The sequence below is a fragment of the Corynebacterium lipophilum genome, assembly GCF_024102595.1.
In the GTDB taxonomy this organism is placed as follows: Bacteria; Actinomycetota; Actinomycetes; order Mycobacteriales; family Mycobacteriaceae; genus Corynebacterium; species Corynebacterium pseudogenitalium.
The window spans coordinates 1-25,688 of sequence record NZ_JAEUWV010000024.1 but is presented as its reverse complement, the minus strand read 5'-3'; the positions used below and the strand labels follow the sequence as shown (position 1 = coordinate 25,688).

Here is a 25,688-nt window from a genome sequence, read left to right as displayed (position 1 = left end):
CCGGTCCCTTTCCGAACCCGGTTAGCTAAGCCCGCCCGCGCTGATGGTACTGCACCTGGGAGGGTGTGGGAGAGTAGGTTACCGCCGGCCTATAACTTCATTTTCTTGTGTGTGGTGGGTTCCATTATTCCCGTTGTGGGGGTGGTGGTACCCACCACACTCTTTTTTGTGCACCCCACAACAAACAAACGGGGATGAGAGTGCGCATGGAGGGGTTAGGGCCAGCGCACTGAAGGATCTGTCGTGAAGTGGACGAGCTTGCCGGAAAGGGGGTCCGTGAAGGCAACGGAAATGCATTCCAACAGCATTGGTTTGGTGAAGTCGTCCTCCCCAAAAGGATGTGGGACGGGGTAGATAGAGTCGCCGATGATGGGCACCCCGGCGTCCAACATCTGGATTCTCAGTTGGTGCGTGCGTCCACTGATCGGTTCGAGGAAATAGCGCGCGAGCGGTCCTTCCACTCCGTAGCGTTCTTGTAGCACTGTTTCCTCTTCTGACGGCAAACGGGACGCGCCAAGGAACATCGTTTCTGAATTGGGTTCCGCGCCGCGGACAATCTTGGAAGCAACTTCGCCGTGTTCTTTGACGATGTGATGCCGCCAAGGTCCGGCAGGTAGCGAAGGATCATAAGGAGCAACCGCGGAATACAGGCGGCGGACTTCTCGGCGGGCGAACATGTCCTGGTACGCCCCGCGGACTTCACGGCGCTTCGTCAGTAGCAACAATCCACTCGTCATGCGGTCGAGGCGATGCGCCGGTGTGAGCTCCTCGTTGTCGGTCTCGCGGCGAAGGCGGACGGTGAGGGTCTCCGTGATGTGGGCGGCGCGTGGCATCGTCGCCAAGAACGGCGGTTTGTTGACGACGAGGACGTTGTCGTCTTCGAACATCACGGTATGAGTGAACGGTACGGGAGTTTCGGGGGCGGGGCGTCGATAAAAGAAGACGTCTGTGCCTGGCTGCAAGATATCGTTGGGAGAGAGCGGGGTGCCGTCGCGGAGGACGACCTCGCCGACGGCGAAGCGCTGGAGGACGGCTGCGGCGTCGTCATCGGGGTGGCGGTGGCGCTGCCCCTTGATGACTTCGGTGAGGAAGTCACCGGCGGCGATGGGGGCATCAGGGACGCGGACTCGTGATGCGCCGAGGCCATCGCGCGGAGGCAGTGGCGGGGGCGACTTCCTTCGTTTTCTACTCATATTCTTTGCTAGATTAGTCGCTATGGATCTTGGAGCGATGTTGCAACCAGTACTGGCGTTCTTCAATGAAGGTATCGGGAAGGTGATCGCGGACGTGCTGCGAGCACTCTATGAGACGTTCTTCCCTGCGAACTCTGAGGGCGCGAAACCCGTGGAAATTCCCAAATAAGGGCCACGATATCGATGTGGGTTTTGTCTACAATGGGGGTAGAAACTGCCTACCTTCTTGAGAAAGGGCGAAACACATGTCGAATGAAGAAATGGTCGTCGTAGCTGTGGACGGAAGCCCGGCTTCCCACAACGCGGTCCGCTGGGCGGCGAACACCGCCGCGAAGCGCGGCATCGCGCTGCAGCTGGCTGCAAGCTACACCATGCCGCAGTTCCTGTACGCGGAAGGGATGGTTCCGCCGAAGGAGCTGTTCGACGATCTGCAGAAGGAAACCATCCAGAAGGTCGAGGAAGCGCGTGACATCGCGCTTGAGGTCGCCCCAGATATCAAGATTGGGCACGCAATCGCGGAGGGATCCCCGATTGACATGCTGCTTGAGATGTCGCGTACCGCGACCATGATCGTGATGGGGTCGCGTGGCCTTGGCGGGCTTTCCGGGATGGTCCTCGGCTCTGTGTCTGGTGCGGTTGTCTCCCACGCAAGCTGCCCGGTTGTGGTGGTCCGCGAGGACAACAACGTGACCGAAGAGAATAAGTACGGCCCGGTCGTAGTCGGCGTTGATGGCTCTGAGGTTTCCCGCCACGCAACGGAGGTCGCCTTTGAGGAGGCGCACGCTCGCGGTGCGGAGTTGATTGCGGTGCACACGTGGATCGATACTCAGGTGCAGGGGCCGGGCGCTGGGTTCTCTGTCACGGACGAGCACTGGAAGGCTGTGCAGGAGGAGAAGGACGAGATCCTCAATGGCTACCTGGAGGACTCCGCCGCGAAGTACCCAGATGTGCAGATCCGCAAGGTGATTACGCGTGACCGTCCAGTCCGCGCGCTTACCGAGGCCGCTGAAGGCGCACAGCTCCTGGTCACCGGTTCCCACGGTCGTGGCGGGTTCAAGGGCATGCTGCTCGGCTCGACGTCGCGTGCGCTGCTGCAGTCCGCGCCGTGCCCGATGATGGTTGTTCGTCCGAACGACTAATCTCGCGGAACGCAACCAAGTCCCAGCGGTGCCGTTTCCAGATCGTTACCCGTTGGTGTCCGAATCGTAGTGGCATTATGCCCGAATGGGAGGCACCATGGTCAGTAGACATTAAACGATCGTTATAGAAGGAGACGTGCACATGCTGGGACTTGGCTTTTTCGGCTGGATTATTATCGGTGGACTTGCGGGCTGGATCGCTTCGAAGATTAAGGGCAAGGACGCCGATATGGGCATCGGCCTGAATATTATTGTCGGCATTATCGGTGGCCTGATTGGCGGCTGGTTGCTGGCGAAGTTCGGAGTGGACGTCGACAATGGCGGGCTCTGGTTTAGCTTCTTCACCTGCATCCTTGGTGCGGTGATCCTGCTGACCATCGTCAACTTTGTGAAAGGTAAACAACGCCAATAGCTAGTAGCGCGAAAAGCGCGTGATGTATGTACCGGCCGGAGGGACACACCCCCGGCCGGTATTTTTCTTTTCAGAAACTACGGTACGCGGTATGGTGAACGTACTGGTTTGTCTACTAGAGATTTTGGAGGAGCAGTCGCGTGAGCAGCGGTACAACCAGCAAGGCAAAGAGTGCTTCCAGGAGGCGGAATCGTCCCAGCCCCCGGCAGCGGCTGCTGGATGCCGCCACGAAACTCTTCCAAGAAGAAGGCATCCGCGTCATCGGTATTGACCGTATTTTGAGGGAGGCGGACGTCGCGAAAGCGTCGTTGTACTCTCTGCTTGGGTCGAAAGACAACCTGGTCATCGCGTACATTGAGCGGCTGGACGAGGAATACCGGCAGCGTTGGGCGGAGCGCACCGAGCACGTCTACGACGCGGATGGGAAGGTGCTGGCGTTCTTCGACATGGCGATTGAGGAGGAGCCGGACCGGGAATTCCGTGGCTCGCCGTTCCTGAACGCGGCGAACGAGTATCCGCGCCCGGACACGGAGTCGGAGGAACGCATCGTTGCGGCGTGTAAGAAGCACCGCCAGTGGATGTACGACACGATTACGCACCTGCTCAGCGTGAAGAACGGCTACAACTCGGCCTCGCAGACGAATGAGCTTTTGATCTTCCTCGACGGCGGCCTGGCTGGAGCCCGCTTTGTGCGCGATACCGCACCGTTGGAAACTGCCCGTACGCTAGCGAAAGCTACGCTTGGGACTCCTCCTGCTGACTATTCGATTTAGCCTCCCGCTGCACTTTCGACCGCTCTTTCTCGATGGCCTTTTTGGCGCGCTTCTCGTCGCGCTTGGCCTCGGCTAGGGCGGATTTTTCTGCGCGGATGTCGCGGCGAACCGCTGGGATGGTCGTCGGTCGCACGAGCGCGCCAGCCTTCTTGCGGCGCCAGGCCCGTTTGCGCTCGCGCTTCTCCCGCTTCTTTTCGACGTACGCTTCGCGCGCCTCGCGTACATGGTTGCGGTGAATCTCCTCGGAGGGGAAACGCTTTACAAGCAACGCCCAGAGCAGAACGGTCTGTGAGGCGGTCCAGAAGTTGTTGACTACCCAGTACAGCAGTAGCGCGATCGGTACGAGGCCGAGCAGGCCCGCCGTGGTCAGGGACAGCGCAATGAAGGGGATCATCCAGTACAGGAACCGGTAGCTGCCGCGGGTGAACGCGTTTTCCCACTCGAGGGTGGTGCGGTTACGGATCTGGGAGAGCAGCAGGTTGATGCTGGTGAAGCAGATGGCGGCGATGAGCATCGGGATGGCTAGGCTGCGAACGGCGTCGACCGTAGTGCCGAGGGAGGCAAACTGCTCTGGTGTCATGGAGACGTAGGCGGGGAGGGGGACGTCGAAAAGCGTGGTGTTGCGGAAGCTTTCGATCTCGTCTGGGGTGAGCAGGCCGATCCGGTGGGCGTCGCCGACGTCGGGGACGGCGAGCCAGTACAGCAAGCGGTAGAGGCCGAAGAAGAACGGCAGCTGGATCATGGCGGGAACGCAGCCGGCGAGCGGGTTGTAGCCGTGCTCGCTGCGGAGTTTCTTGATGGCTTCGCGTTCCGCCTCGATGTCCTCGAGTGCGGTGGAGCTGCCGTAGCGGTCCGCGATGGCTTTCATGTGCGGGCGCATCATGTAGCTGGTGCGGCCTACCTTGTACGTCTTCCAGGAAAACGGTGCGATGGCGCCGCGCACTGTGATGACCAGCAGGATGATGGATGCGATCCAGGCGCCAGAGACGGGGGCGCCGAAGACGTCGGCAAGCAGCCAGTGCCAGAACTGCAGCACGGCGGATACGGGATAGACGAGGATTTCCATCATTCGCTAATGTTAGGCCATGGTTTACCAACAACCCAGACGCAAGGTGCGCGCCTCCCAGGTATTCGGCGAGGTGCTGCTGACCATCGGGGCGTTGTTGTTGCTGTTCGCATTTTACGAGTCCTATTGGACCAATATCGCGTCCGGCAAGATGCAGAACGAGGCGCAGGATACGCTGTCGGAGCAGTGGAAGAACCCGCGTCAGCTGCGCACACCGCAGCTTGGGGACGCGTTCGCGCGGATGTACATCCCAACGTTCGGGTCGGACTACCAGTTCGCCATCATCGAGGGCACCGACGAGAACGAGTTGTTGGTGGGGCCGGGGCGCTACCCGGACACGCAGATGCCGGGCGAGCCGGGCAACTTCGCGGTCGCGGGGCACCGCGTAGGCAAGGGTGCGCCGTTCAACGACCTTGGGGCGCTGAACAGCTGCGACGCCATCGTGGTGGAAACGCAGGACTCCTGGGTGACGTACCGCGTGCTGCCGATGGGGCTGGACCCGCAGGAACGCCGGGACGTGGCGGCGGGCTGCGTGCCAGCCGAAATCAACGAGCCGATCGCGACGGGCGAGTACCGCAACGTGGTGGGCAGGCACATTACGCTGCCGGGAGACGTGAACGTGATTAACCCGATCCCGGAGCAGCCCTCCATTGAGGTGCGTCCGGACATGCTGGGCATGATCACGCTGACCACGTGCCACCCCCAGTTCTCGAACGCGGAGCGCATGATCATTCACGCCGTGCAGACTGAGGTACTGGCGAAAACGCCGGGCGAGCAGACCCTGCCGCAGGCGATGTCGGAGGTGAAATAGACAATGTATGGAGCACTTTGGCGGATGCTGCCGGGCCCTACCCCGGTGAAGTGGCTGCTCGCGATCGTGATCGCGGTGGCCGTGTTCTTCCTACTGATGGAAGTCGTGTTTCCGTGGGTGTCGGCACAGATGCCCTACAACGACGTCGCTGTGTAGCGCCAGCAAGGGCCCTAGAGCTGCAGGTTCTTGATAGTCTCCTCGGCGACGAGCTGTGCCTTGATGGACTCGTCCTGGTTGGTGAACACGGTCACGGCCGTCTTCCCCTTGGCTACGGAGTAGGCGGCCCCGATCCTGTTCGGGACAGCGCCGCCGCCGTGGCGTCCGCCGTTCCACCCCGCGGGCTGGTTGGCAGGTTCGGTGTAGTCGATGGGGGTGGCCCAGTCGACAACGGCCATGGCGTCTTCGGGGCTGTCCATGTGCCGCACGATGACGGTGAGTTGCGGCTCGGGCGGGTAGGACCAGAACTGGCAGGCTGGGGGGTCGAAGCGGGCGTCGATACCTACGCCGGTGACGCGCTGCCCGTTGGCGTCGGCGACCCAGTCGGTGTCGAGGTAGGGGCAGGGCTGCCACGCGTTGCGGTCGGTGGCAGGCAGGGCGTCGAGCGGCAGGGCAGCCTCCTGCTTCTCGACGTCCCCTTCGCCCGCCGGCGCGTGGTCGGGCTCGGGGGCGGCGCACCCGGCGAGGACGCTCAATGCCGTGACTGCTGCAAGGGTGGGTACTCTCAAACGCATGGGTTCCAGATTAGCTGTGTTGTCGCCGGGCCCGGCAGAGACCACCGAGGTGCCGGTGAACCGCTCCTTGGATATCGGTATTACGGTGCTGTCGGTATCGCTGGTGTTGGTGTCGCTGGCGGCGCTGGCGCGGATGTCGCTGGATGAGGCGCTGCTGCACATCACCTTGGTGACGACGTTTTCCTTCCTCCTGTTTTACGGGATGACCGAGATGCACTACTGGGCTACCCCGGGCCGCGTGCTGTGGCTCGTGGGGCTGACCGGCGTGTGGATGCTGGACACGACGATCTCCGTGGTTGCGATGTACTGGGTGTTCATCCTGTTCTTCGTGTATATGCGGGCGTTTAACGACTGGCGAGGTATTGCCGGGGTTGCTGCTGGGCTTGTGATCACGGTGCTGGTGCAGCTGCCGGACCAGATCACGCTGGGCAGCGTGTTGGGGCCGGCGCTATCGGCAGTGGTGGTCTTGGCGATCAACTACGCCTTCACCACGATTACGAAGGTCAGTGACGAGCGTGCCGAGCTCATTAACGAACTGTTGGAGACTCGCGAGCAGCTAGCAACCACGGAACGCGCAGCGGGTGTGGCGCAGGAGCGGGAGCGGCTCGCGCACGAGATTCACGACACGGTGGCGCAGAACCTGTCCTCGATCCAGATGCTGCTGCACGCGGCGGAGCGTGACCTGTTGGCCACGAATCTCTCGGAGGAAGAGTTGGCGGCGCCGCTGAAGAGGATGGAGACGGCGCGGAGGGCGGCGTCGAGAAACTTGGCGGAGACCCGTGCGATCATTGCGGCGCTGACACCTGCGCCGCTGAGTACGACGTCGCTGGAGGAGGCGCTGCGGCGCATCGCGACAGACTTCGGCACGACGGGCGACATGGACATCGAGGTGGAGGTTGACGGCGAGCCTGAGCAGCTGCCGATGCGCCTCGAGGCGGGCCTGCTACGCATCACGCAGGGCGCGGTGTCGAACGCGGTGAAGCACTCCGAGGCGAGCCGGATGCGCATCACACTGACGTTTGGGGATGACGAGGTCCGCCTCGACGTGGTGGACAACGGTAAGGGTTTCGACGTGGCGAGCCAGGCCAAAAAGCCATCCGGCTTAGGCCATTTAGGGTTGGATGCCATGCGTTCACGGGCCGTGGAATTGGGCGGTGAGCTGGAGATTGAGTCCCAACTCGGCGGGCCGACCGCACTTTCTGTGGCGGTACCGACTAGTATCAAACAAAAGACTGACCACGTGGAGAGGAAAACTTCATGATTCGTGTGTTGCTGGCAGATGACCATGAGATCGTCCGGCTGGGCCTTCGGGCTGTGCTTGAGGAGGCCGAGGACATTATGGTCGTCGGCGAAGTTGCAACAGCTGAGGGCGCGATCGCGATGGCGCAAGCCGGTGGCATCGACGTCATTTTGATGGACCTCCGCTTCGGTGCAGGCGTGGAAGGTACACGCGTGACCACGGGTGCCCAGGCGACCGCGCAGATCATCGCCTCGATGACGAACCCGCCGAAGGTGCTGATGGTGACCAACTACGACACCGACGCCGACATCCTCGGCGCGATCGAGGCTGGAGCCGTCGGCTACCTGCTGAAGGACGCCCCGCCGGAGGAGCTCGTCGCCGCGGTGCGCTCCACCGCGCGTGGCGACGCCACCATGTCCCCGGTGGTGCGCGAGCGCCTCGAGACGCGCGACCGCACTCCGCGCTCCTCGCTCACGCCGCGTGAGCTGGAGGTGCTGCAGTTGGTGGCGGCGGGGTCGTCGAATAGGGAGATTGGCACGGAGCTCATGCTTTCAGAGGCGACCGTGAAGTCCCACCTCGTGCATATTTACGACAAGCTGGGTGTGCGTTCCCGTACTTCCGCCGTGGCGTCGGCGCGCGAGCAGGGCGTGCTCTAGTAGTAGGGGTGGGCTTCGTGGAACGCTTCCACGATGCCAAGGGGGATCTTGCCGCGGTTGGCAATGGGCAGGCCTTCGGTCTGCGCCCAACGGCGGATCTCGGCGGGGTCAAGGGCCCGATCGGTCGCGTCGCACGCCTCCCTGGCTGCTTCGACGTACGGCTTGAGCTGCGCCAGGAAGCGCTCTGCGTTCTCCGGCTTGAGGTCCAGCACGTGATTCTTCCCCTGTAACCCGAAGCGGATCACGCGAACATCCGCCTCGTGCAGGGGCGTGTGGTCCAGGTCGTCGAAAAACTGGGTGATATTTTGCCGGGCCATGAAGGCTGTCCTTTCTCCGGTACTCCCAAGAGCGATACTTGGGAGTAGTGTTCGCGTTTGGAGGAAGTCTAGCAAATACTTTGGCCGATAATACTAATTAAGTTTCTTCTGCACTTCCGCGGACAGTTTCTGCAGGTCTTCATCAATAGAGTTGTGAGCCAGGCGCTGCTGTACCGGGTTCATGTGCTCGGCGTTTTCCACCGCGGTCTGCAGCTCCGCGAGGCGGACCTTCGCGTCGGTGGCGAAGCCCTTCGGCAGCTCGGCGGTCTTGACCTGGCCCTCGAGGGCGTCGACGCGCGACTTCAGCTGCCCGCCGCGCTCAGAAAAGCGCGAGACCTCCTGGGAGGACAGGCCGACGCTCTGCGCGCGCTGTTGTACCTGCTTCTGCTGGTAGGACGTCCAGCCCTTGTAGAACAGCGGCAACAGCACCGGCAGGAGCAGACGGGTCGCGCCGAGCCACTGCTTGGCTTTCTTCTTCGTAATGCCGGACTCCTCAATGCGCTGCAGATGTGCCTTCGCTAGCCGCTCCTCGTGCTTGCGCTTCTGCTTCAGGCCCTGCTTCTCTGCCTTCAGCAGGCGCTTCTCGGCCTTGTCCAGCAGCTTTGCGGTGCGGAAGTCCTGCTTCGCCTCCTCCTTGGCAAGCTTGCGGGCGTGCGCCTGCGCGGCCTTAATCTCAGCCTTGGCCTTCGTGCGTGCTTTCCGGATGGATTTGAACAGTCCCATGCGAGTTAACTCCTTTACGCTTCAGCGTTCGTTTGGACACCAACCTTACCTGTTTCTCCACTGCGCCTAGTAGAGTATTGCCCATTGTGAGTACGTCGAAGCAGCAGGATGGCACACGCATGCGGCCGTCGGATCTTGTGGGGTGCCGCTTTCGGTTCCGCCGGAAGTGCCAGTTCCCGGACTACCCGTCGCGCGAGGAGGCCGAGGCGCACCTGCCGCAGCGCATCGCAGTGCAGGAGGCGGTACTCGCGCGGCTGCCTACCAAGCCAGCGCTTGGCGACGGCCGGCGCCGCCTCTTCACCCGCGCCGACGCCGCGGACGCCACCACCGAGGGCGTCTTTGACTTGATGCGCCGCGGCACCCACCTGATCACGCGGGCGACGCTCCATGGGGACATCGCCGGGGTGGCGGTCGAGGTGGACGTCGACATCCTGGTGCGCACCGCCGACGGGTACGTGCCAGTGATCATCTCGAACCACAGAGTCGCGCGCACGCACCCGACCTCGACGCTGCAGGCCGTGCCGGTTGGGCGCCTTGGGCTGGGGGCACCACTGCGGGTAGCGGGCAAGTACCGCCACCACACCGTCGACGGCTACCGGCTGGCCATGGCGCACCTCCTGCTCGGGGAGCGCTCCGCGGGCCGCGGCGGCGTCATTGGGCAGGATAGGTCGCTGGCGTACGGAGTGGACGTCGAAAAGTATGTCGCGCCGCTGCTGCTCGCGCTCGCCGAGTCCACGCCCGAGCACCCAACCCGCTACAAACAGTGCGCCACCTGCAGGTTCTGGCCGCTGTGCCTGCCTGAGCTCGAGGCGCGCGACGACATCTCGCTGGTGCTGCCCGGCGGCAAGGGTGACCGCTTCCGCGCCCAGGGCATCACGACGGTCCAACATCTTATCGACGCCCAGCTCGGCGAGCCTTCCCGCATCGCCGAAGCCTGGCGCGCCGGGATACCCCTGCTCAGGAGACCGGGGCCGATCGATATTCGCCGCGCGGACGTCGAGATCGACATCGACATGGAGTCCTACATGGACCAAGGCGCCTACCTGTGGGGCACCTTTGACGGCGAGCGCTACCGGCCGTTCGTGACGTGGGAGGAAGTCGGCGGCGACGCGGAGGAAGCCAACTTCGGTGCGTTCTGGCGCTGGCTCCTCGACCAGCGCGCCCAAGCCCACGCGGAAGGCAAGACCTTCGCCGCCTACTGCTACGCCGCCGCCGGCGAAAACCACTGGCTGCGCATGTCCGCGCAGCGCTTCGCCAGCATCGACGCCAAGGAAGTCCAGGAGTTCATCGCCTCCGACGAGTGGGTCGACGTGTTCGCCTCGGTGCGCAGGCACCTTGTGGGCACCGACGGGCTGGGCCTCAAGGTGCTCGGGCCCATCGTCGGCTTCCACTGGGAGGACGACGACATGGACGGCGAAGCCTCCATCGACCGCCGCTTTGCCGCCATCCGGGGCGACGAGGATGCGAAGCAGACCCTGCTGCAGTACAACGAGGACGACTGCCGCGCCACCCGCGCCGTCCGCGAATTTCTCGACGCCGACGCCCCCGGCATCCCGCTGCTTTGAGTTTGGGGTTAGCGCCTGGTGCTTTAGTGCCTGGTGTTGCGGGCGACCGCCGCGGTGATGAGCACCAGCACCACCACGAGGCAGGCCAGCACCATCATGAACCCGGCCCACGGCAAGCGCTCGTACACCCAGCCTGACGCCGCTCCCACCAGCGAGGATCCCATGTAGTACCAGAACACGTACATGCTGGACGCCTCAGCCCGGTCGCGCTCCGCAATGATGCCGACCCACGCGGAGGCAGTCGAGTGCATTGCAAAGAAGCTGGCCGTAAACACCAGCAGACCGGCCAGCAGGGCTACCAGGTTCGGTATTGCCGCCAGGACCAGCCCCACAACCATCAGTGACGCCCCGCCAATCACCACGTGACCGCGACCGTACTTGCCTACCAGTGCCCCCGCGCGCGACGCCGACCACGTCCCCGACAAGTACAGCAGGAACGCCAAGCCCACCAGCGACGGCGGCAACCCAAAGTAGTCAATCGCGCGGAACCCCAGGTAGTTGTACAGGGAGACGAACACGCCCATCCCGATGAACGCCGTCGCACACAACGCGAGAATCCGCGGGTTTTTCGCGTGCCGAACCATCGCCCGGAACTCGTTGCCCGGCCGCAGTTTCGGCTTCGGCGTGAAGTTACGCTGCTCTGGCAGCAGAATCGCCGTCGCGATCGCGAGCGCCAGCGCCGTTGCGCAACTGGCCGCGAGCGCCCACCGCCACGACGTGACCGCCAGCAAACCCGTCGGGATCAACCTACCCGTCAGCCCGCCGATCGTATTGCCGGCGATGTACAAGCCCATCGCGCCGGGCAGGTCCTTGGCGTCGAGCTCCTCGGAGAGCCAGGTCATCGCAACGGCCGGGGTGCCTGCAATCGCGATGCCTTGCAGGGCTCGCAGTAGCACCAGCTGTTCCATCGACTGCGCCAGCGGCAACAACAGGCCAATGCCCGTTGCCACCAGCGCTGACACGATCAGCACGCGCCCGCGCCCATACTTCTCCGAAAGTATCGACGCCGGCACCACACACAGCGCCAACCCTCCCGTCGCCGCCGACACCGTCAGCGCCGTCGTGGACGGGGAAGCGTCGAACGCCTCCGCCAGGGTGGGGAGTAGCGCCTGGGTGGCGTAGAGGGCGTTAAAGATTCCGAGCCCGGCGAGCAGCATCGCAATCGTTGCGCGACGATACTCCGGGCTCCCTTTCTTCATGCTGCATATCCTGGCACTTTGTGGCGGGGACCTCAAGGAGCGTTCTAGATTGCTGCACCACATTCCTGGTTTTTGGCGGGCAGATTTGTAAAAGCCCAGGTCAGTTTGTGTGCGTGGTGGAATGTGGTGCGCAGGTCGTGAGACGGCCACCCGAAAACCGCTCCCGTCGACCTCTTTCGGTCGACCAACCCTGGTCAGCGCAAAATCGACAAAAACGTACCAAAATGACCGAAAACGCCGTGACCTGCATCGGTCGACCGGAGCAGGTCGACCGGAACGCAGAACCGCCGAAACAGGGAACAGGCCCGGTTAACCCCGCCCCCTACCCCCTCTTGCGTGACAGGTTAGCCTACCCTAATATTCCTAGTGGGTCCTGGTTCCTTCAACGGACTCGTCGTGAATACAGATAAAACCCGCCGTGTTTCATACCCCTGTATGAAACACGGCGGGTGGCCATGTAAAGCGCTCCTCGCGAGAGCGCCTTTAATCTAACAGAATTACATGGCGTTGTCTATACCGACTTACTTGGAAGCCGCTGCGAAGCGCTCGTTGACGTCGTCCCAGTTGACAACGTTCCACCAAGCCTTGACGTAATCGCCCTTGACGTTCTTGTACTGCAGGTAGAAGGCGTGCTCCCACATGTCGAGCATCAGCAGTGGGGTGAAGTCAACGGAGATGTTGCCCTGCTGGTCGGTGAGCTGCTCGATGATGAGGCGGCCGGCGATGTGGTCGTAACCCAGGACTGCCCAGCCGGAGCCGTGCAGGCTGGTTGCAACGCCGGAGAAGTGTGCCTGGAACTTCTCGAAGGAACCGAAGTCGCGGTCGATTGCCTCAGCGATTGCGCCGGTTGGTGCGCCGCCTGCGTTCGGCGCCATGTTCTTCCAGAAGATGGAGTGGTTGGTGTGGCCACCCAGGTTAAATGCCAGGTTCTTGGACAGTGCACGCAGCTTGTCCGGGTTGGCGTCGCCGTTGCGCTCTGCCTCGAGGGCCTCGAGTGCGGCGTTTGCGCCAGCGACGTAGTTGGCGTGGTGCTTGTCGTGGTGCAGCTCCATAATCTCGGCCGAGATGTGTGGCTCGAGTGCGTCGTATGCGTATGGGAGCTCTGGAAGTTCGTAAACAGCCATTGTCAGTTCCTTTCGTTTGGGGGTTGGTGACGTGCCCCATAATAGACAAGAATCACATTCCCGCAATGGCGTACGCTAATTTTTATGGGTTTCTTGTTTGCACCGGAGCCGAAGCTGGTTCCTGAAGATCGCACGTTGCCGGGTCGTGATGAGCCGGTGTTGGCACAGCCACGCCCGCATGCTGTGCTGGGGACGCCGATTACTGGCCCGTGGCGCGAGGGCCAGCGCCGCTTGCTGGTGGGCATTGGGTGTTTTTGGGGCGCTGAGAAGATGTTTTGGCAGATGGAGGGGGTGGAGTCGACGTCGGTTGGGTATGGCGGGGGTTCGACGCCGAACCCGACGTACCGCGAGGTGTGCAGTGGGCAGACGAACCACGTCGAGCTGGTAGAGGTGGTCTACGACCCGGAGCGCATCTCGTTGAAGGAGTTGATGCGCGCTGCCCTTGAGGCGCACGATCCGACGCAGGGGTTCCGTCAGGGCAATGATGTGGGGACGCAGTACCGCTCGGCGTTTTTCACCGACACGGAGCACGAGGCGCAGGACATTAAGGGGTGGGTTGCGCAGTACGGTGAGCAGCTTGTCGACGCTGGCTATGCCCCGATTACGACTGAGGTGGGGTGGGGCGTCGATTATTACTTGGCGGAGGATGAGCACCAGCAATACCTGCACAAGGTGCCGAACGGGTATTGCCCGCACCACTCGACGGGCGTGGAGTGTGGAATCTAATGTTGCCGAAGATTGTGGCGCATCGCGGCTTTTCGGCGATGTACCCGGAGTCGACGCACCTGGCGTTTGAGGCGGGCCTGAAGCTGCCGATTCACGGCGTGGAATGCGACGTGCGGCTGACGCGCGACGGGCGACTCGTGGTGTTCCATGACGGACTGGTGGACCGCACCACGGACGGGATGGGGCGCGTGTCCACGATGGATTCTTGCGACCTGCGCGAGCTGAACTGCGGCACCGACGAGTGCCCGCAGCAGGTGATGCTGCTCGAGGAGCTGCTCGAGCTGTTGCAGGACTACCCGGACAAGCACCTCTATATAGAGACGAAGCACCCGACGCGCTACGGCCCCGAGGTGGACGAGGCGACGTTTCGGGCGCTCGCGTACGCGGGCATGCTGGATTCGGAACAGGTCGCGATCATTTCTTTCTCGCATAAGGCGGTGCGGTATTTCACGCGGATGGCACCCGATTTGCTCACGTTTTACCTGTTCAGGGTGCGTGAGGCGAAGTGGAACCCGAAGAGCGTGATGCTGTCGAGCCCGTACGGGATCGGGCCGGGGCTGACGCATGTGCGGCAGCGCCCGGAGCTGATCGGTAAGTATGGGTGCCCGACGTACGTGTGGACGGTCAACGAACCGAAGGATATGCGGTGGTGTGCCGAACACGGCATCGCTGCGATTGCGACGGACCACCCGCAGCTGGCGCTGCAGACGTACGCGGGGCTGCTGTAGCGCCTGTACGATGTGTGTCTATGGCTAAAAAGAACCGTAGAAAGCAAGAGAATCTCCCAGAGGGAATGAGTCGCCGCCAGGCGAAACTCGCTGCCCGCGCCGCTGAGCGCGAGGCGCTGCAGAAGGACCCACGCCCGTTCGAGGGCCTGGCCGCCGAGGCCGAGTTGGTGGCGCTGCAGGAGTTCGTGCCGTCCGCAACCGCGCAGGTAACTGTGAAGGACACCCCGGTGCAGCTGGTGACGGTGCTGCCAGGCGCCGTCGCGGCGATGGTGCGCGAGGGCGGCGAGCGCCTGGTCGCGCTGCAGGTTGCTGCGCACTCCCAGAACCCGGGCCGCGATCTTGCGTACGCCCTGAACTGGGTACTTAGCGCGAAGGAGGGCGAGCAGCTCCAGTCCACCGCGGCCGACGGCCAGCAGCCGGCCCTGAAGGATATCTTCCCGGCCGACGCCGCCTTGGACGTCACCTCCTACGACGACTTCTCCTGGTGGTTCCCGGAGGACGCGCAGATCCCGCCGCAGATCCAGCAGGCGATGGCGGCCGCGAACGACGCCGTCATCCCGTCCGTCGAGGTCAAGGCGGACGCGCCGGGTGCCGTGTGGTGGGTTAACCCGGGCGGCGGTAAGGCCCACATCCGCTGGGTGCGCACCGAGGACAACGAGAACCAGATGCTTTCGGCGCTGGCGCGCATCGCGGCTCGCGGCGAGCTCAACCTCGGTGAAGGCACGAAGTTCGCGGGCGCGTTCCGCACCCACGGCGTCGTGGTCCCGGTGTGGGACCTGGACCCAGCCGTTGAGCCGGAATCCTACGCGGACGCGTTGGTGGCGCTGAACAAGGCTATCGAGGCGGAATACGCGAACGACGCCCAGCTCAGCGCCGACGAGCGTAAGCAGCTGGACAACATCAAGTCCCGCCAGGTCACCATTTAAACAGAGGGCGACCGGGCTCCTCGGGGGGCTTTTCGGGGGCCTACCTGAGGGACGAGAAGAGCTGTTCGGCGGCGACCTCGTCCCAGAGGATCACGTTGCCGACTTCCGCGTCCATAAACCCGCCCACCGGGATGGTTTCCGTGTTCAGTCCCATGCTGAACGCCAACCCGATGCGGGCCAGGTTCCATACGTGGTCTTTGCTGCCCACGGTGAACATGGCCGGGGCGGTCCACAGCAGTGGCAGCGCCCGGAAGGGGTTGAGCAGCACGCCGGGGGAGAGGATGCGGCTGGTCAGGGCGCCGAGGAACTCGCGCTGGCGCCCGACGCGGTCCAGGTCGCCCTGGGCGGTGGCGCGGGTGCGCACGTATCCAAGGCCGGTCGCGCCGTCCATCTTCTGGCAGCCGGGCTCGACGAACAGGTTGGCTAGCGGGTCCTGGATGGGCTCCGACACGCAGATTTCAACGCCGCCGGCGGCATCGACGATGTTGGCCAGCCCACCCATCCCGATTTCCGCGTAGCGGTCCACGCGCAGGCCGGTGGCTTGCTCAACGGTCTGGACGAGCAGCTGCGGGCCACCGTAGGCAAATGCCGCGTTGATTTTCTCCTGACCGTAGCCGGGCACGGCCACGTAGGAGTCGCGCGGGATGGATACCAGCGTCGCCTTCCCGAACAGCGGCAGGTGCAGCAGCATGATCGTGTCGGTGCGGGTGGTGCCCAAATCACCGCCGGTGCCGAGGCGCGCCGCATCTTCCTCACTCAGGCCCGTGCGCGAGTCGGATCCGACGAGCAGCCAGTTCGTGCCCGAGGTGTTCGCGATGCGATCGGCGGGTAGGGCGTCGACGCGGGAGAGTCGGGCGTCGACAAGGAAGGTGAGGGCAAGCAGCACCACGAGGAGAGCCGCGAGCAGACGGCCGCAGCCACCTTTACGACGCCGTCTCCGCTGTGGGCGTTGTCGTTGCGGACGCTGCGGCCGCTGCGTGACCTGCATAGGGACTGGTTCGCGTTCTGGGCGTGGCTGTGGCGGCCTGTGCTGTACGGGACGCTGTTGCGGCGGATACTGGCGCGGCCGGTATTCGCGTGGTTCGTACTCGCGGGGCTGGTACTGCCGGGTTTCCTGCGGCTCGCGCTGCTCCGGCCGGGCGGTTGGCCGCTCCTGCCAGGCGGTGGGCCGTTGCTGTTCCCGCTGCGGGCGGCGTTTCCGGATGGGGCGTCCGTAGCGGTCTACGAGCGGTTGGCCGTCCTTGCCAAGCACGAAGTCCTCGAGGTTATCCCGGGGATCGTTGGAATGCGGCGTATTCATGGCAACAGTGTAGACGGCAGGAGGGGGTAGGCGAGAAAAGCGACGGCGTCGATAAGGAAGTGGGCGAGGATGAGTGGCCAGACTTTGCCGGTGCGGTGGTAGTAGTAAGCGAAGATCACACCCATAGCGATGTTGCCGAACCCCGCGGAAATCCCCTGGTAGAGGTGGTAGGAGCCGCGCAGAATCGCGGAGGCGGCGATCGTGGCGGGCACCGACCAGCGCATCTGCCGCAGCCGGGTGCACAGGTACATCACCACCACGACTTCTTCGGCGAACCCGTTGGCAAACGCCCACAGGAGTGAGGTGGGGATCTGGACGGCCTCGGTGGTGGGGATGACCACCTTAGACCAGCCGAAGTGCACCGCCCCGATGTAGAGCGCTAGCCCCGGGATGCCGATAAGGGCCGCGAACCCGGCGCCACGCAGCCAGTCGCGCCACTTCGGCGCAACCCACGCGGTGCCCAGCAGGTACCACGCCAGCCCACCCCACCCGATGAGCGACAGCGCCGAGACCGCCTGGAGCGCCACGTCGAGCCAACCGATGGAGCTCGCTTGGGAGTAGAGCGTCGTCGATTGCTCATTGAGGGGCGCCTGCAGGAGCGAGTCCACCAGGCGCAGCGCGGCGCGCAGCCCGCTGGCGCCGAAAGTAACAGCCAGCACGAGGAGAACTTCAACGCGGTACCGAGTGTGCATGCAGGCTACAGTAGCCCCATGACAACGATTGCGTACCTCGGCCCGGCGGGAACGTTCACGGAGCAGGCCGTCTGGAACTTCGACCTGCCGGACCCGCACCTAGTGCCTGTGGATTCCCCGGCGGAGGCCCTCAACGAGGTCCGCGCCGGGCGCGCGGACTACGCGGTGGTTGCGGTGGAGAACTCGGTGGACGGCGCGGTCACCGCAACCACGGATGCGCTGGCGGAGGCGCCCGGTGTGCAGATCTACGGGGAGACCGAGCTGGAGATCGCCTTCGCCATCATGACGCGGCCTGGCGCCTCGCTTGTCGACGCCACCCGCTTCGCCACCCACCCCGTGGCCTACCAGCAGGTGAAGCGGTGGATGGCCGAGCATGCCCCGAACGCGACGTTCCACCCGGCGACCTCGAATGGTGCGGCGGCGCAGCTTGTTGCCGAGGGTGAGGCGGACGTGGCCGCGGCCCCGGAGCGCGCGGCGGAGCTGCTCGGGCTCAAAGTGCACGCGCGAGGCGTGGCGGACTTGTCCACGGCGCGGACGCGGTTTGTGTTAGTCGGGGCGTCCGGGACACCGACGCCGCGCACGGGCAACGACAGGACGTCGATTGTGTTCCAGACGCCGAACGAGCCTGGCACGCTAGTGGCCGCGTTGCAGGAATTCGCGTTCCGGGGCGTGCACCTTTCCCGTATTGAGTCGCGCCCAACACGAAAGGAGCCGAACACGTACTCCTTCCACGTGGACATCGTGGGGCACATCGACGACACCGCTGTGGCGGAAGCGTTGCGGGCGGTGTACCTGCGGTCCTCGCAAATTACGTATTTGGGGTCGTGGCCGTGCGCGCAGCAGGCCACGTGGCCCAGCGGCAACCCACGCCTGGCGGAGGCCCAGGCTTGGGTGGACGGATTGCGTTAGCCGAGGCCGTTCTAAACGGGGCTAACTCCCCGCCTTAACTAGCTCAAGTGCAAAAAGAAAAGGAACGCTTTTGACCCAATATGGGTGATGGTAATATGAGTCCTTTCCGATCTTCATTTGCGGTACTGAGCGGTAATGCGAAAATGGATACTCACTAAATCGCACTATCCGAAATCCGGCATCAATGGCTGCATTTAAAATATCACCAATCGAATGTGGCCATTTAATTTGAACGTCATTGGTTAGTAAGTCATGGTCGCCGGAATATGACTTGTTATTTCGTGTCGAGTAAGGCCCGAGGTCCTGCCAGTATGGTGCAGAAACTGGAGGTAGGCTACTAGCTACGGCGCCGTCTAAGGTCGCTGCAAACGGGTGCTCGTCAATTAGAATTAGCGTTCCCCCGGGCTTCAAGTAGCTACTCGCACTTTTGAACCATACGTCGACATCTGGAACCCATACCAATACTCCGTAAGAAGCATAGTAAATATCGAACGCATTAAGCATTGCAGGAACAGCTGGATCTATACTATTGGAGACTTTAAACGAACAGTTTGCAACACTAGCTGCTTTCGCAATATTCTGTGCATGTTTTATCGCGGTTGCGGAATAATCGATTCCTATCACTTGAAATCCAAGCCTCGCCAAGGAAACAGAGTCGAGACCAATATGGCAATGCGAGTGCAACAGGTGCTGACCGCTAGCAGCCCCTAAAATGTCTAGCTCAACCGTCCTTAGAGTAGTTTCTCCCCGAATCACCTCCTTAACCGGATATCGATCACCACGACTATGGATAGCAGCTAGTTCATCCCAGTAGTCCAAGTTCTGCGCCATGATTCAGCCTCGCCCCCCGTGTCAAGCAAGCATCCTGTCCGTCTTTTGGGTCATCCTAAAATTCTCTCGACAAAAAGACTACAAACTAAAGCGACTAACAATATCGTCATTACTATCGCAACGCTTAAATCAGCTGATAGGAAAGCCCCCACAGCTACGATCCAAACTCCCGACAGCACACGTGAAAGTGCTGATATCAAGCTAAACGCTGTCACCTCAGCCTCTCCTCGAACAGCCTGCACGATCTGAAACGTTGCACGACTTTGCAATGCCGATGAAACTACGACTAACAAGCATATTGTAAGCACCGAAAAGACTAGGCGAATATCGCCCGAAGTGCTGATCATAGCCGCCAGAGACAATGACGTCACCAAAACAGCTCCCAACATAATCCTATGTCGGGCAGTCATCTCCTCTAAAGCATTCCCCATCGACATCGCAGCCATAAGAGCAAGGGACATCAACACGAGCGCCAGATTACTTTCGGCTGACACTCCTTGGATCACCATAATCGGCTGCCAAAACTGAAGTGAAATGTCAAAAACCAGGGTCGCAGCAATAAAACTTGTCCAAACCCGTATATGTATCAGCCGGATAACTCGGCGACACGAAGTCAGTACATCGACGATATTCGCGGTGTGAGTAAACGTTGGTGGAGAAACAACCCGTAGATGCCTCAAGTCTCGCCAAAGCAATAAGAACAACGTGGTTTGTATTGCCGCGGCTAAAAGCCAGGCAGCATGACGAGATACTGTGGATGCGAAGATCGCACCAACTATTGAGCTAAAAGCGATCCACAATGCCTGTGCCTTGCCGAAACTCGCCATTGGATTCTTCGCACGATGAGTATCACGCAAAAGCACCTCGAACGATCCACTGAACAATGACAAAGAAACTGCATTGAGCAGCTCAGCAACGACAAGGAAGACGAAATTATTAACCGCCGTCATGCTGCCCAACCACAATGCAGATACAAGCGCTGACATCAGAAGTGACCAACGCGGACCAAACCTATCGGCCAAGACACCACACGGTATCTCAAGGATAAGCAACGCGAGCAGCTGTATGAGCCGAGCATTGCTCACATCAGCGATGGTCAGACCCTGGTTCAATAGATAAACAAAAGAGAAACTACTGGGTATTAGGCGTGCTGCTGAGAAAACCAGTCCAGCCCAGTAAGGGGTTAGCTGAGGGAGTTTAACTAGACATCTTTTCCTGTATTGGATCACTGACACCAACCTGCACGAAATTGTGATTCAGTAGGCAAATGCTGTTTTGCAAAGAAGCTAGCATTTTTGGGTATCTTGCCACGATTACACCAAAATGTAACCTGCCCCACCGTCATATAAGGGTAGATCCGAAGAGGCTTCACAGCGACAAGCTCCAATGTCCAGTGATGTGCAGACCCCGTATGCCCGAGATCAGCAGAAACTTGCAGGAAGAGTCCGAGGCGCCCAAGACTGCTACGCCCAATTAAAGACATTGCATATGTGTTACTCCCGATAAGCTCAAATGTGGCCCCCAGGTACACAGTCCGTGGCTGCAGTACAAAGCCTTCTTCCCCCAGCGGTTGATCTTCAAACTCAACTTTGTTTCCCCGCCCGACATGCGGCACTTTGAGAGTATTTCCAAGCCGGTAATTGTAGCTATTTGGATTGAGTTGATCCGCATTATATGGATTCAAAGTTATACGGCCGGCTGAGTGTTCAGCGGCAATCTCACTACCCGTTAAAATCATCTCTCTATCCCAAATAGGCTCGGGACGCAACGGGACCGTCACTCCCCTGATACTTGCCTTTGTATAAGCTAATGGCACCACGAGGGACCCAAAAAGAAACTTGAGCTACTCGCCAGCCCGACCGCAATATCAAAGGAAGAGTTGAAAACAACTGAAAAGTAATCCTGCCGTGACTACCAATATCGATTAGGTCAGCAGTAACGTGTATAAATAATCCGAGACGTGCGGTGCCAGATTTAGCATGGATAATTGGCACATAGTGATCACTTCCAACAAACTCGGCACTCTCTGCGAGTAAAAACTCGTTCTTCTGCATTAGATAACCATCAGGGGCGATTTGGAGAGTCGTGTATTTGTTCTCTGTGTAGGGGTCCAAAACATTTTCATCATACTTTAATAAGCTTGACCCCAGCGAAAGATCATAGGAGTTAGTTGATAGTCGCGCAGGATTGAAATCTGAAATCCTGATTCGCCCTTGAGCAACTTCTCGCGCAATTTCGTCACCGGTGAGAATCATGACAGCACCTTAAGTTGTGAAAGGTCGAACTTGAATTGGCAAGCTGGAATATACATCATCGCAAGAATCCAGAAAGGCCTGCTCATTTGGGGCGGTGATAGTCAGAAAAACACACCAATTAGATGGATTATCATGCCGATATGAATCGCCCTGCGCCACTTTAACAACCACATCCGTAACGCCTGGAACCGAGCGGTACGCAGCCTCTGATGGAACATGAGATATCTCGCCATCTTCTGTCGGGGAAACAGCCAGCCAACCAGCTAACCGATAATCAGCCGGTTCGCTCATAGCCTCAAGATCTAACCCTAATTCGACTCGTAACCAAGCATCAATGATGTCAACCTCGAATGCGGCATAAATTGCCTGTGGAATCGCGCCTCCGGCGAAACGCGTCGCGACTTCAGATATATAAACTTTGCCGTCGGGCGTGGCGAAAAATTCTGCGTGAGTTACACCAGACACAATTTTCTTCTGCAGTCCGAATTTAACCATCAGATCAGTGAAAGATTCGTAAAGGTCAGCATGTACATCGGGTGACAAAATGATTGACCCATTTCTCGATGGGGACTCCAATGCGGCTAAGCGCGGCACCATATAGCGACCAACACTCGTAAACACGATCTCCCCATCACGCCAAATCATATCAACGTGGTACTCTTCACCAGATAGCTTCTGCTCAACCGCCCACTGATGCGACGACAGTGCGGGATGCAGTTTTTCAGTACCGACGAAATCGTCCAATTCAGCCTGTGACTGCAGGACAGCAGTGTTGAAGGACCCTGTGCCTGCCACTGGTTTCGCAACAACCGGAAACATTCCCTCAGGCACCGAGTCACCCGGTTTATAATTAGAAATGATCTGAGCGCACGGGATACTTGCATCCACGAAGGCTTTTTTCATCCAACGCTTATCACGTACAGAAATAGCTAAATCTGGTTCACGAGGATCAATCCCTAGTACGGTTCTTAGATAAGCCGCACCATACATCCCATACTCTGCGCCTGAAAGAACTGCACGGACAGCTTTGGGATACTTTAATTCGAGGTCGACGAAAACGCCAGAAAGTTCTTCAATTGAATCGACACTTTCAACTTCATAAACAGCGCATAGCCGAGTTCGAGTGCTGTCAGACATCGGTTCGTTTAATATATCGTACGCATCGCGAACGAGCACGACTTCAGATTCCAATTCTAGAATCTGGCATAGTAGGTTCTCTGGAAACTTCAAACAGACAATCATCATGCTCCCCCTATTAGAAAATTCTTCCATTCTGGTACCGTGGCTGCGCTACATGGTCAGCTGCCACCGTCCCCTGTATTACCATCGAAAGGAACCTCTCAATCCCCATGCCGGCCATGCTCATTAGCGGCATACCTGCGGATGCAACATCGAGAAACTCGGCGTAACGCTCCGTTTTTGAATTCTTCGATTCGATACGCTTCTTCAGCAAGTCCGGGTCGGTCTCAACTTCGCTACCCGCAACTAGATAGTTTCTTCCACGATACCATAACTGGCAGTCGTGGGACACCCCGTCACTTGCCTTAGTGTAAAATGGGCGTTTCTCTACCGGAAAACCCACTACCCAGACAAAAGAACGATAGTTATCCTCCAGGAACTGCCTGCATTTTGCATTGAGTTGGGCGCCTTTGCCTCCGCTACCTCCCGCGTGCGCAACCAGCTGATCCCAGGAAACTGTATCAAACTCAATATCATCTACTATTGGAGCCAAGTTTGACTGCCTCTCGAGAACGCTCACGCTCCTCCAGATCAATTCTTCGAAGTCGCTCATGATAGCGTCAATGCCAACACCAACTTGCGAAATGTCAACAATAGTAAACTCAGCCAACTTGCGTGTCGTGCTGGGTGTTTCTTTCCGAAACAACTTACCAATCTCGTAAAACCGATTAAATCCATTAGACGCAAGCATTTGATGATAAAGCATGTTACTAATCGATAGAAATGCCTTTCGATCATAAAACTGCACCTCAAGGGGCTGTGTATCGCCTAACGCCCAGTCAGAAACGATTGATGGTGAGTCAACAGGCACATAGCCCCATTCTCGGAACATGGCATGCATTTCCTGAATTACCAGCGAGCGAAGACCAAGCAACTCAAAAGATCGACCGGATCTACCACCAGGCCAAAACGCTGCTTGCGAAACACTATTCATGGCCCGTACCTCAACTTCATAGTGCCCTCTAAACATTCGCCACCGCCCAGCTACCCGCACCAATGCACCCCTCGTCACTCGCGACAAGTCAAGGGGTAGGCCAGTACGGCAAACAGCCCAAACGTAGAGTCCATCTACCTGTAATAGGATTCTAGTAAATGCTGCTGAGAACCGATCCGCACGAATCACAACACCAACCAGATCCGCCTCTTGTGAAGTGCTTCCTTTCCTAGTCAACATGGCGAACCTCATAATTCTCGAGGTAGAGTCTGTCCATGCTGGACCCAAAATTCAAAAATGCTGTTACTGCGTCGGTGGGTGATTCGACGAGAGGCCTTCCACCTTCATTAAAGCTTGTATTCATCAATACTGGCACTCCCGTTAATGCCATATACGCACTAATCAGCTCGTAAAAATCAGAGTTATCTTCAATTGCGACTGTCTGTATCCGTGCTGTTCCGTCAACGTGCACTATCGAAGGGACAACTTGTTTTGCTAATTCTCGAACGCGCACTGCCTTCATCATGTTCGAACTTCCATTGGAATCTATTTCAAAATAGTCCGCAGCTAGATCCGATAACACTGCAGGCGCAAACGGCCGAAACCATTCTCTCTTTTTTACAAACCCGTTGACTTTCTCACGTATCCAGGGATGCGATGCGGCGCAAAGAATACTGCGATTCCCTAATGCCCGCGGACCAAACTCACTGCGCCCACGAAACCAACCGACTACTAGCCCTTGCGCTAAAGCGGATGCAGCAGCACTTATCGGGTTGTCAAGCTTCGTAACTTCATAAACGTTAGGATCCAGCAACGCGAGCGCCTGTTCGACCGCAATGGCCGAGTAGCTCGGTCCAGTGTACGTCGTACTCCCCTGCACATACCGCTTCTGAGAAGTCCATTCAGCAAATTGCAACGCGCCCAAGGCTAGCCCAGCGTCGCCAGGAGAATTTGGAATTCTTACTTCAACCGGCAGCTCACGAGACAACACTCCATTTAGTACCGAGTTGAGCGCAACACCTCCGCAAATGACCACTTCACCAGGGCAATACCTCTCGACCAACGGCTGAATTCGCCTTAGCACTGACGTCTCCAAACTATGTTGACACCAGGAGGCCAGATCCGCGCCTTCCGCCGTTATGTTTCCCCTCTGCCACGGATGCTGGTAAGAAAGTTTGGCACCATTGTCACCCAGCCACTGCGATAAATCTTTCAAGCCATCGGCGCTATATAAATCGTCCGTGATCGATGTCACTTCCGATGCTCCCCGGGAGCAATAATAGGCATGCGGGATATCTCCAATACGGCTAGCATTCCCGAAAGAAGATAGCCCCATCAGCTTGCCGGCATCATGGTAGCTATCAAAACCAACATATCGTGTAACCTTGCTGTACATCCTGCCGTAACCGACCTCGTCAGGGCCATCATGATCCCGCGCAACAAGTACTAACTTTTCGTTTCGCCAGAGATAGTAAGAGGTCTGTTCTGCTCGAGCCCCATTCAGTCCTATTGAATCAGAATCAATAATACTACCAGTGTGATCAAGGACTGCTATCAACGCGTCCTTAACTCCGAGTTGGCCGATGGAAGACCAAGCATGACCCTCGTGGTGGGAATGGCAATATGCAAGTTGGGGGTGAGGCCCAACCTCAGCGCGTACCTCATCGATCAAATTGCAGGGCAGGGTTTTGTCGACATCTTGCCCAAATGCAACGATCCCGACTAAGTCAATTTCCTGCTGGGCCAACCCGAGTGTTTGTAACCCAACTTGCAGACTCGAGCTAAAACCGCCATCGTATTTCGATCGACTAATGCGCTCTTCGGCACACGCATAATGAACTACACCATCAATAGCTATAGCTACCCCGCCATCTGCAGTGGGCAGGTATGACTTTGGATCATGCGACAAATTAATACCGACTACAACAGCCATCTTTCCCCCAAACTGGTTTGACCAAAGAACAACCACACAGTGTCTCGCGTACTCCTCGATACAAGGAAGGAAGCTGGGAAGCTTCGCCACTATCCACTGGTGCTACAGGCATTGACGGAAGTCAATGCACAACAATGAAGGGGCCGACCCCTGAAAAGTAGACACCATGGGGTGGTCAAATAATGGGTTCAACTCTAGCGTATCGCTACGCGCAACGAGATTCGTACTCGCAAGGAGTCAAATACTTGCACCAAGAATGCCGTCGG

Annotated in this window: 29 protein-coding genes and 1 rRNA gene; 14 read left to right on the top strand and 16 right to left on the bottom strand. The window is 59.4% G+C overall.

The features are described 5' to 3' along the window. Nucleotides 1-90, top strand: a 5S ribosomal RNA gene (gene rrf, locus JMN37_RS10490); the annotation flags it as partial. Between the two features lie 125 nt (nt 91-215). Here rrf and JMN37_RS10485 read toward each other — a convergent pair. Then, nucleotides 216-1,193, bottom strand: coding sequence for a pseudouridine synthase (locus JMN37_RS10485; RefSeq protein ID WP_071573865.1), 978 nt, complete (start codon nt 1,191-1,193; stop codon nt 216-218). 22 nt (nt 1,194-1,215) lie between these two features. On the opposite strand from JMN37_RS10485, the gene JMN37_RS10480 reads away from it, so the two are divergent. The 4 genes from JMN37_RS10480 to JMN37_RS10465 all read left to right on the top strand — a co-directional run bounded on the left by JMN37_RS10480 (nt 1,216) and on the right by JMN37_RS10465 (nt 3,517). Then, the gene (locus JMN37_RS10480) at nt 1,216-1,362 is read left to right on the top strand and encodes a hypothetical protein (protein WP_168156154.1); all 147 of its coding nucleotides are present in this window, start codon (nt 1,216-1,218) and stop codon (nt 1,360-1,362) included. A 76-nt stretch (nt 1,363-1,438) separates the two neighbouring features. After that, nucleotides 1,439-2,332: a universal stress protein gene (locus tag JMN37_RS10475; RefSeq protein WP_070361739.1), complete on the top strand. Its 894-nt coding sequence runs from the start codon at nt 1,439-1,441 to the stop codon at nt 2,330-2,332. Nucleotides 2,333-2,474: 142 nt separating this feature from the next. Beyond that, nucleotides 2,475-2,744, top strand: a complete 270-nt coding sequence (locus tag JMN37_RS10470) for a GlsB/YeaQ/YmgE family stress response membrane protein (RefSeq protein WP_070361740.1) — start codon at nt 2,475-2,477, stop codon at nt 2,742-2,744. A gap of 140 nt (nt 2,745-2,884) precedes the next feature. Continuing rightward, the gene (locus JMN37_RS10465; protein ID WP_070975662.1) at nt 2,885-3,517 is read left to right on the top strand and encodes a TetR/AcrR family transcriptional regulator; all 633 of its coding nucleotides are present in this window, start codon (nt 2,885-2,887) and stop codon (nt 3,515-3,517) included. On the opposite strand, the gene yidC is transcribed toward JMN37_RS10465, so the two are convergent. After that, the gene (yidC, locus tag JMN37_RS10460) at nt 3,480-4,586 is read right to left on the bottom strand and encodes a membrane protein insertase YidC (protein WP_252932122.1); all 1,107 of its coding nucleotides are present in this window, start codon (nt 4,584-4,586) and stop codon (nt 3,480-3,482) included. The two genes, JMN37_RS10465 and yidC, sit on opposite strands and share 38 nt — an antisense overlap. Nucleotides 4,587-4,602: 16 nt before the next feature. Here yidC and JMN37_RS10455 point away from each other — a divergent pair, with 16 nt between their 5' ends. Beyond that, nucleotides 4,603-5,394, top strand: a complete 792-nt coding sequence (locus JMN37_RS10455) for a class E sortase (RefSeq protein WP_252932120.1) — start codon at nt 4,603-4,605, stop codon at nt 5,392-5,394. A 3-nt stretch (nt 5,395-5,397) separates the two neighbouring features. Next, the gene (locus JMN37_RS10450) at nt 5,398-5,550 is read left to right on the top strand and encodes a hypothetical protein (protein ID WP_168156155.1); all 153 of its coding nucleotides are present in this window, start codon (nt 5,398-5,400) and stop codon (nt 5,548-5,550) included. Between the two features lie 14 nt (nt 5,551-5,564). On the opposite strand, the gene JMN37_RS10445 is transcribed toward JMN37_RS10450, so the two are convergent. After that, nucleotides 5,565-6,125 (bottom strand): DUF2020 domain-containing protein, encoded by a 561-nt coding sequence (locus JMN37_RS10445; protein ID WP_252932118.1) that lies wholly within the window; start codon nt 6,123-6,125, stop codon nt 5,565-5,567. On the opposite strand from JMN37_RS10445, the gene JMN37_RS10440 reads away from it, so the two are divergent. Both JMN37_RS10440 and JMN37_RS10435 read left to right on the top strand, forming a co-directional pair. Next, on the top strand, nt 6,124-7,386 hold the full coding sequence (locus JMN37_RS10440; RefSeq protein WP_252932116.1) for a sensor histidine kinase: 1,263 nt from the start codon (nt 6,124-6,126) through the stop codon (nt 7,384-7,386). The two genes, JMN37_RS10445 and JMN37_RS10440, sit on opposite strands and share 2 nt — an antisense overlap. Beyond that, nucleotides 7,383-8,021, top strand: coding sequence for a LuxR C-terminal-related transcriptional regulator (locus tag JMN37_RS10435; RefSeq protein ID WP_070361745.1), 639 nt, complete (start codon nt 7,383-7,385; stop codon nt 8,019-8,021). Before JMN37_RS10440 ends, JMN37_RS10435 begins: the two co-directional genes overlap by 4 nt. Here JMN37_RS10435 and JMN37_RS10430 read toward each other — a convergent pair. Together JMN37_RS10430 and JMN37_RS10425 are read right to left on the bottom strand one after the other, a co-directional pair. Next, nucleotides 8,018-8,338, bottom strand: a complete 321-nt coding sequence (locus JMN37_RS10430; protein WP_252932114.1) for a histone-like nucleoid-structuring protein Lsr2 — start codon at nt 8,336-8,338, stop codon at nt 8,018-8,020. The genes JMN37_RS10435 and JMN37_RS10430 overlap by 4 nt on opposite strands. Before the next feature lie 93 nt (nt 8,339-8,431). Next, entirely contained in the window at nt 8,432-9,061 is a 630-nt protein-coding gene (locus JMN37_RS10425) for a DUF6474 family protein (RefSeq protein WP_070361747.1), read from the bottom strand. 86 nt (nt 9,062-9,147) lie between these two features. Here JMN37_RS10425 and JMN37_RS10420 point away from each other — a divergent pair, with 86 nt between their 5' ends. Continuing rightward, nucleotides 9,148-10,626 carry a TM0106 family RecB-like putative nuclease gene (locus tag JMN37_RS10420; protein WP_252932113.1) on the top strand — a complete coding sequence of 493 codons (1,479 nt, stop codon included), beginning with the start codon at nt 9,148-9,150 and terminating at the stop codon, nt 10,624-10,626. Nucleotides 10,627-10,649: 23 nt separating this feature from the next. On the opposite strand, the gene JMN37_RS10415 is transcribed toward JMN37_RS10420, so the two are convergent. Together JMN37_RS10415 and JMN37_RS10410 are read right to left on the bottom strand one after the other, a co-directional pair. Continuing rightward, nucleotides 10,650-11,825: an MFS transporter gene (locus tag JMN37_RS10415; RefSeq protein ID WP_252932111.1), complete on the bottom strand. Its 1,176-nt coding sequence runs from the start codon at nt 11,823-11,825 to the stop codon at nt 10,650-10,652. Between the two features lie 521 nt (nt 11,826-12,346). Next, complete coding sequence (locus tag JMN37_RS10410; RefSeq protein ID WP_070361750.1) at nt 12,347-12,949, bottom strand: superoxide dismutase; 603 nt, start codon at nt 12,947-12,949, stop codon at nt 12,347-12,349. Nucleotides 12,950-13,033: 84 nt separating this feature from the next. On the opposite strand from JMN37_RS10410, the gene msrA reads away from it, so the two are divergent. The 3 genes from msrA to JMN37_RS10395 are packed head-to-tail and all read left to right on the top strand — an operon-like array spanning nt 13,034 to nt 15,329. Then, on the top strand, nt 13,034-13,675 hold the full coding sequence (gene msrA / locus JMN37_RS10405; protein ID WP_252932108.1) for a peptide-methionine (S)-S-oxide reductase MsrA: 642 nt from the start codon (nt 13,034-13,036) through the stop codon (nt 13,673-13,675). Next, a complete protein-coding gene (locus JMN37_RS10400) occupies nt 13,675-14,403 on the top strand; it encodes a glycerophosphodiester phosphodiesterase family protein (RefSeq protein ID WP_252932106.1) in 729 nt (242 codons plus the stop codon). The genes msrA and JMN37_RS10400 overlap by 1 nt, the downstream gene beginning before the upstream one ends. Nucleotides 14,404-14,423: 20 nt before the next feature. Continuing rightward, on the top strand, nt 14,424-15,329 hold the full coding sequence (locus JMN37_RS10395) for a DUF5926 family protein (RefSeq protein WP_252932104.1): 906 nt from the start codon (nt 14,424-14,426) through the stop codon (nt 15,327-15,329). 40 nt (nt 15,330-15,369) lie between these two features. On the opposite strand, the gene JMN37_RS10390 is transcribed toward JMN37_RS10395, so the two are convergent. Continuing rightward, complete coding sequence (locus JMN37_RS10390; protein ID WP_252932103.1) at nt 15,370-16,629, bottom strand: LCP family protein; 1,260 nt, start codon at nt 16,627-16,629, stop codon at nt 15,370-15,372. Then, the gene (locus JMN37_RS10385) at nt 16,626-17,321 is read right to left on the bottom strand and encodes a CPBP family intramembrane glutamic endopeptidase (RefSeq protein ID WP_252932101.1); all 696 of its coding nucleotides are present in this window, start codon (nt 17,319-17,321) and stop codon (nt 16,626-16,628) included. The genes JMN37_RS10390 and JMN37_RS10385 overlap by 4 nt, the downstream gene beginning before the upstream one ends. Before the next feature lie 18 nt (nt 17,322-17,339). Between JMN37_RS10385 and pheA the strand changes: the two genes are divergently transcribed. Then, entirely contained in the window at nt 17,340-18,230 is an 891-nt protein-coding gene (gene pheA, locus JMN37_RS10380; RefSeq protein ID WP_252932099.1) for a prephenate dehydratase, read from the top strand. 21 nt (nt 18,231-18,251) lie between these two features. Here the strand turns inward: pheA and JMN37_RS10375 are convergent, their stop codons facing one another. From JMN37_RS10375 to JMN37_RS10345, 7 genes are all read right to left on the bottom strand, one after another. Next, nucleotides 18,252-19,061: a class I SAM-dependent methyltransferase gene (locus JMN37_RS10375; protein WP_252932096.1), complete on the bottom strand. Its 810-nt coding sequence runs from the start codon at nt 19,059-19,061 to the stop codon at nt 18,252-18,254. A 50-nt stretch (nt 19,062-19,111) separates the two neighbouring features. Next, nucleotides 19,112-20,290 (bottom strand): MFS transporter, encoded by a 1,179-nt coding sequence (locus JMN37_RS10370; RefSeq protein ID WP_269010984.1) that lies wholly within the window; start codon nt 20,288-20,290, stop codon nt 19,112-19,114. Next, nucleotides 20,287-20,841: a dCTP deaminase gene (locus tag JMN37_RS10365; RefSeq protein WP_252932092.1), complete on the bottom strand. Its 555-nt coding sequence runs from the start codon at nt 20,839-20,841 to the stop codon at nt 20,287-20,289. Before JMN37_RS10365 ends, JMN37_RS10370 begins: the two co-directional genes overlap by 4 nt. Then, complete coding sequence (gene dcd, locus JMN37_RS10360) at nt 20,804-21,316, bottom strand: dCTP deaminase (protein WP_252932090.1); 513 nt, start codon at nt 21,314-21,316, stop codon at nt 20,804-20,806. Before dcd ends, JMN37_RS10365 begins: the two co-directional genes overlap by 38 nt. A 9-nt stretch (nt 21,317-21,325) precedes the next feature. After that, on the bottom strand, nt 21,326-22,453 hold the full coding sequence (locus JMN37_RS10355) for an ATP-grasp domain-containing protein (RefSeq protein WP_252932088.1): 1,128 nt from the start codon (nt 22,451-22,453) through the stop codon (nt 21,326-21,328). Nucleotides 22,454-22,571: 118 nt separating this feature from the next. Beyond that, a complete protein-coding gene (locus tag JMN37_RS10350; RefSeq protein ID WP_252932086.1) occupies nt 22,572-23,489 on the bottom strand; it encodes an amino acid--tRNA ligase-related protein in 918 nt (305 codons plus the stop codon). 229 nt (nt 23,490-23,718) lie between these two features. After that, a complete protein-coding gene (locus JMN37_RS10345) occupies nt 23,719-25,422 on the bottom strand; it encodes a carbamoyltransferase C-terminal domain-containing protein (RefSeq protein ID WP_252932084.1) in 1,704 nt (567 codons plus the stop codon). Nucleotides 25,423-25,688: the final 266 nt, after the last annotated feature.

Excerpts from the sequence above, each read along its gene's own strand:
- JMN37_RS10395 (WP_252932104.1), top strand. The coding sequence starts at position 14,424 with ATGGCTAAAAAGAACCGTAGAAAGCAAGAGAATCTCCCAGAGGGAATG.
- JMN37_RS10385 (WP_252932101.1), bottom strand. The coding sequence starts at position 17,321 with ATGCACACTCGGTACCGCGTTGAAGTTCTCCTCGTGCTGGCTGTTACT.
- JMN37_RS10345 (WP_252932084.1), bottom strand. The coding sequence starts at position 25,422 with ATGGCTGTTGTAGTCGGTATTAATTTGTCGCATGATCCAAAGTCATAC.
- JMN37_RS10485 (WP_071573865.1), bottom strand. The coding sequence starts at position 1,193 with ATGAGTAGAAAACGAAGGAAGTCGCCCCCGCCACTGCCTCCGCGCGAT.
- JMN37_RS10390 (WP_252932103.1), bottom strand. The coding sequence starts at position 16,629 with ATGAATACGCCGCATTCCAACGATCCCCGGGATAACCTCGAGGACTTC.
- JMN37_RS10445 (WP_252932118.1), bottom strand. The coding sequence starts at position 6,125 with ATGCGTTTGAGAGTACCCACCCTTGCAGCAGTCACGGCATTGAGCGTC.
- JMN37_RS10350 (WP_252932086.1), bottom strand. The coding sequence starts at position 23,489 with ATGAATAGTGTTTCGCAAGCAGCGTTTTGGCCTGGTGGTAGATCCGGT.
- JMN37_RS10355 (WP_252932088.1), bottom strand. The coding sequence starts at position 22,453 with ATGTCTGACAGCACTCGAACTCGGCTATGCGCTGTTTATGAAGTTGAA.
- JMN37_RS10415 (WP_252932111.1), bottom strand. The coding sequence starts at position 11,825 with ATGAAGAAAGGGAGCCCGGAGTATCGTCGCGCAACGATTGCGATGCTG.
- JMN37_RS10470 (WP_070361740.1), top strand. The coding sequence starts at position 2,475 with ATGCTGGGACTTGGCTTTTTCGGCTGGATTATTATCGGTGGACTTGCG.
- JMN37_RS10455 (WP_252932120.1), top strand. The coding sequence starts at position 4,603 with ATGGTTTACCAACAACCCAGACGCAAGGTGCGCGCCTCCCAGGTATTC.
- JMN37_RS10440 (WP_252932116.1), top strand. The coding sequence starts at position 6,124 with ATGGGTTCCAGATTAGCTGTGTTGTCGCCGGGCCCGGCAGAGACCACC.
- JMN37_RS10425 (WP_070361747.1), bottom strand. The coding sequence starts at position 9,061 with ATGGGACTGTTCAAATCCATCCGGAAAGCACGCACGAAGGCCAAGGCT.
- dcd (WP_252932090.1), bottom strand. The coding sequence starts at position 21,316 with ATGATTCTCACCGGTGACGAAATTGCGCGAGAAGTTGCTCAAGGGCGA.
- JMN37_RS10480 (WP_168156154.1), top strand. The coding sequence starts at position 1,216 with ATGGATCTTGGAGCGATGTTGCAACCAGTACTGGCGTTCTTCAATGAA.
- JMN37_RS10435 (WP_070361745.1), top strand. The coding sequence starts at position 7,383 with ATGATTCGTGTGTTGCTGGCAGATGACCATGAGATCGTCCGGCTGGGC.
- JMN37_RS10375 (WP_252932096.1), bottom strand. The coding sequence starts at position 19,061 with ATGGCGCAGAACTTGGACTACTGGGATGAACTAGCTGCTATCCATAGT.
- JMN37_RS10400 (WP_252932106.1), top strand. The coding sequence starts at position 13,675 with ATGTTGCCGAAGATTGTGGCGCATCGCGGCTTTTCGGCGATGTACCCG.
- msrA (WP_252932108.1), top strand. The coding sequence starts at position 13,034 with ATGGGTTTCTTGTTTGCACCGGAGCCGAAGCTGGTTCCTGAAGATCGC.
- JMN37_RS10475 (WP_070361739.1), top strand. The coding sequence starts at position 1,439 with ATGTCGAATGAAGAAATGGTCGTCGTAGCTGTGGACGGAAGCCCGGCT.
- JMN37_RS10430 (WP_252932114.1), bottom strand. The coding sequence starts at position 8,338 with ATGGCCCGGCAAAATATCACCCAGTTTTTCGACGACCTGGACCACACG.
- JMN37_RS10410 (WP_070361750.1), bottom strand. The coding sequence starts at position 12,949 with ATGGCTGTTTACGAACTTCCAGAGCTCCCATACGCATACGACGCACTC.
- pheA (WP_252932099.1), top strand. The coding sequence starts at position 17,340 with ATGACAACGATTGCGTACCTCGGCCCGGCGGGAACGTTCACGGAGCAG.
- yidC (WP_252932122.1), bottom strand. The coding sequence starts at position 4,586 with ATGATGGAAATCCTCGTCTATCCCGTATCCGCCGTGCTGCAGTTCTGG.
- JMN37_RS10450 (WP_168156155.1), top strand. The coding sequence starts at position 5,398 with ATGTATGGAGCACTTTGGCGGATGCTGCCGGGCCCTACCCCGGTGAAG.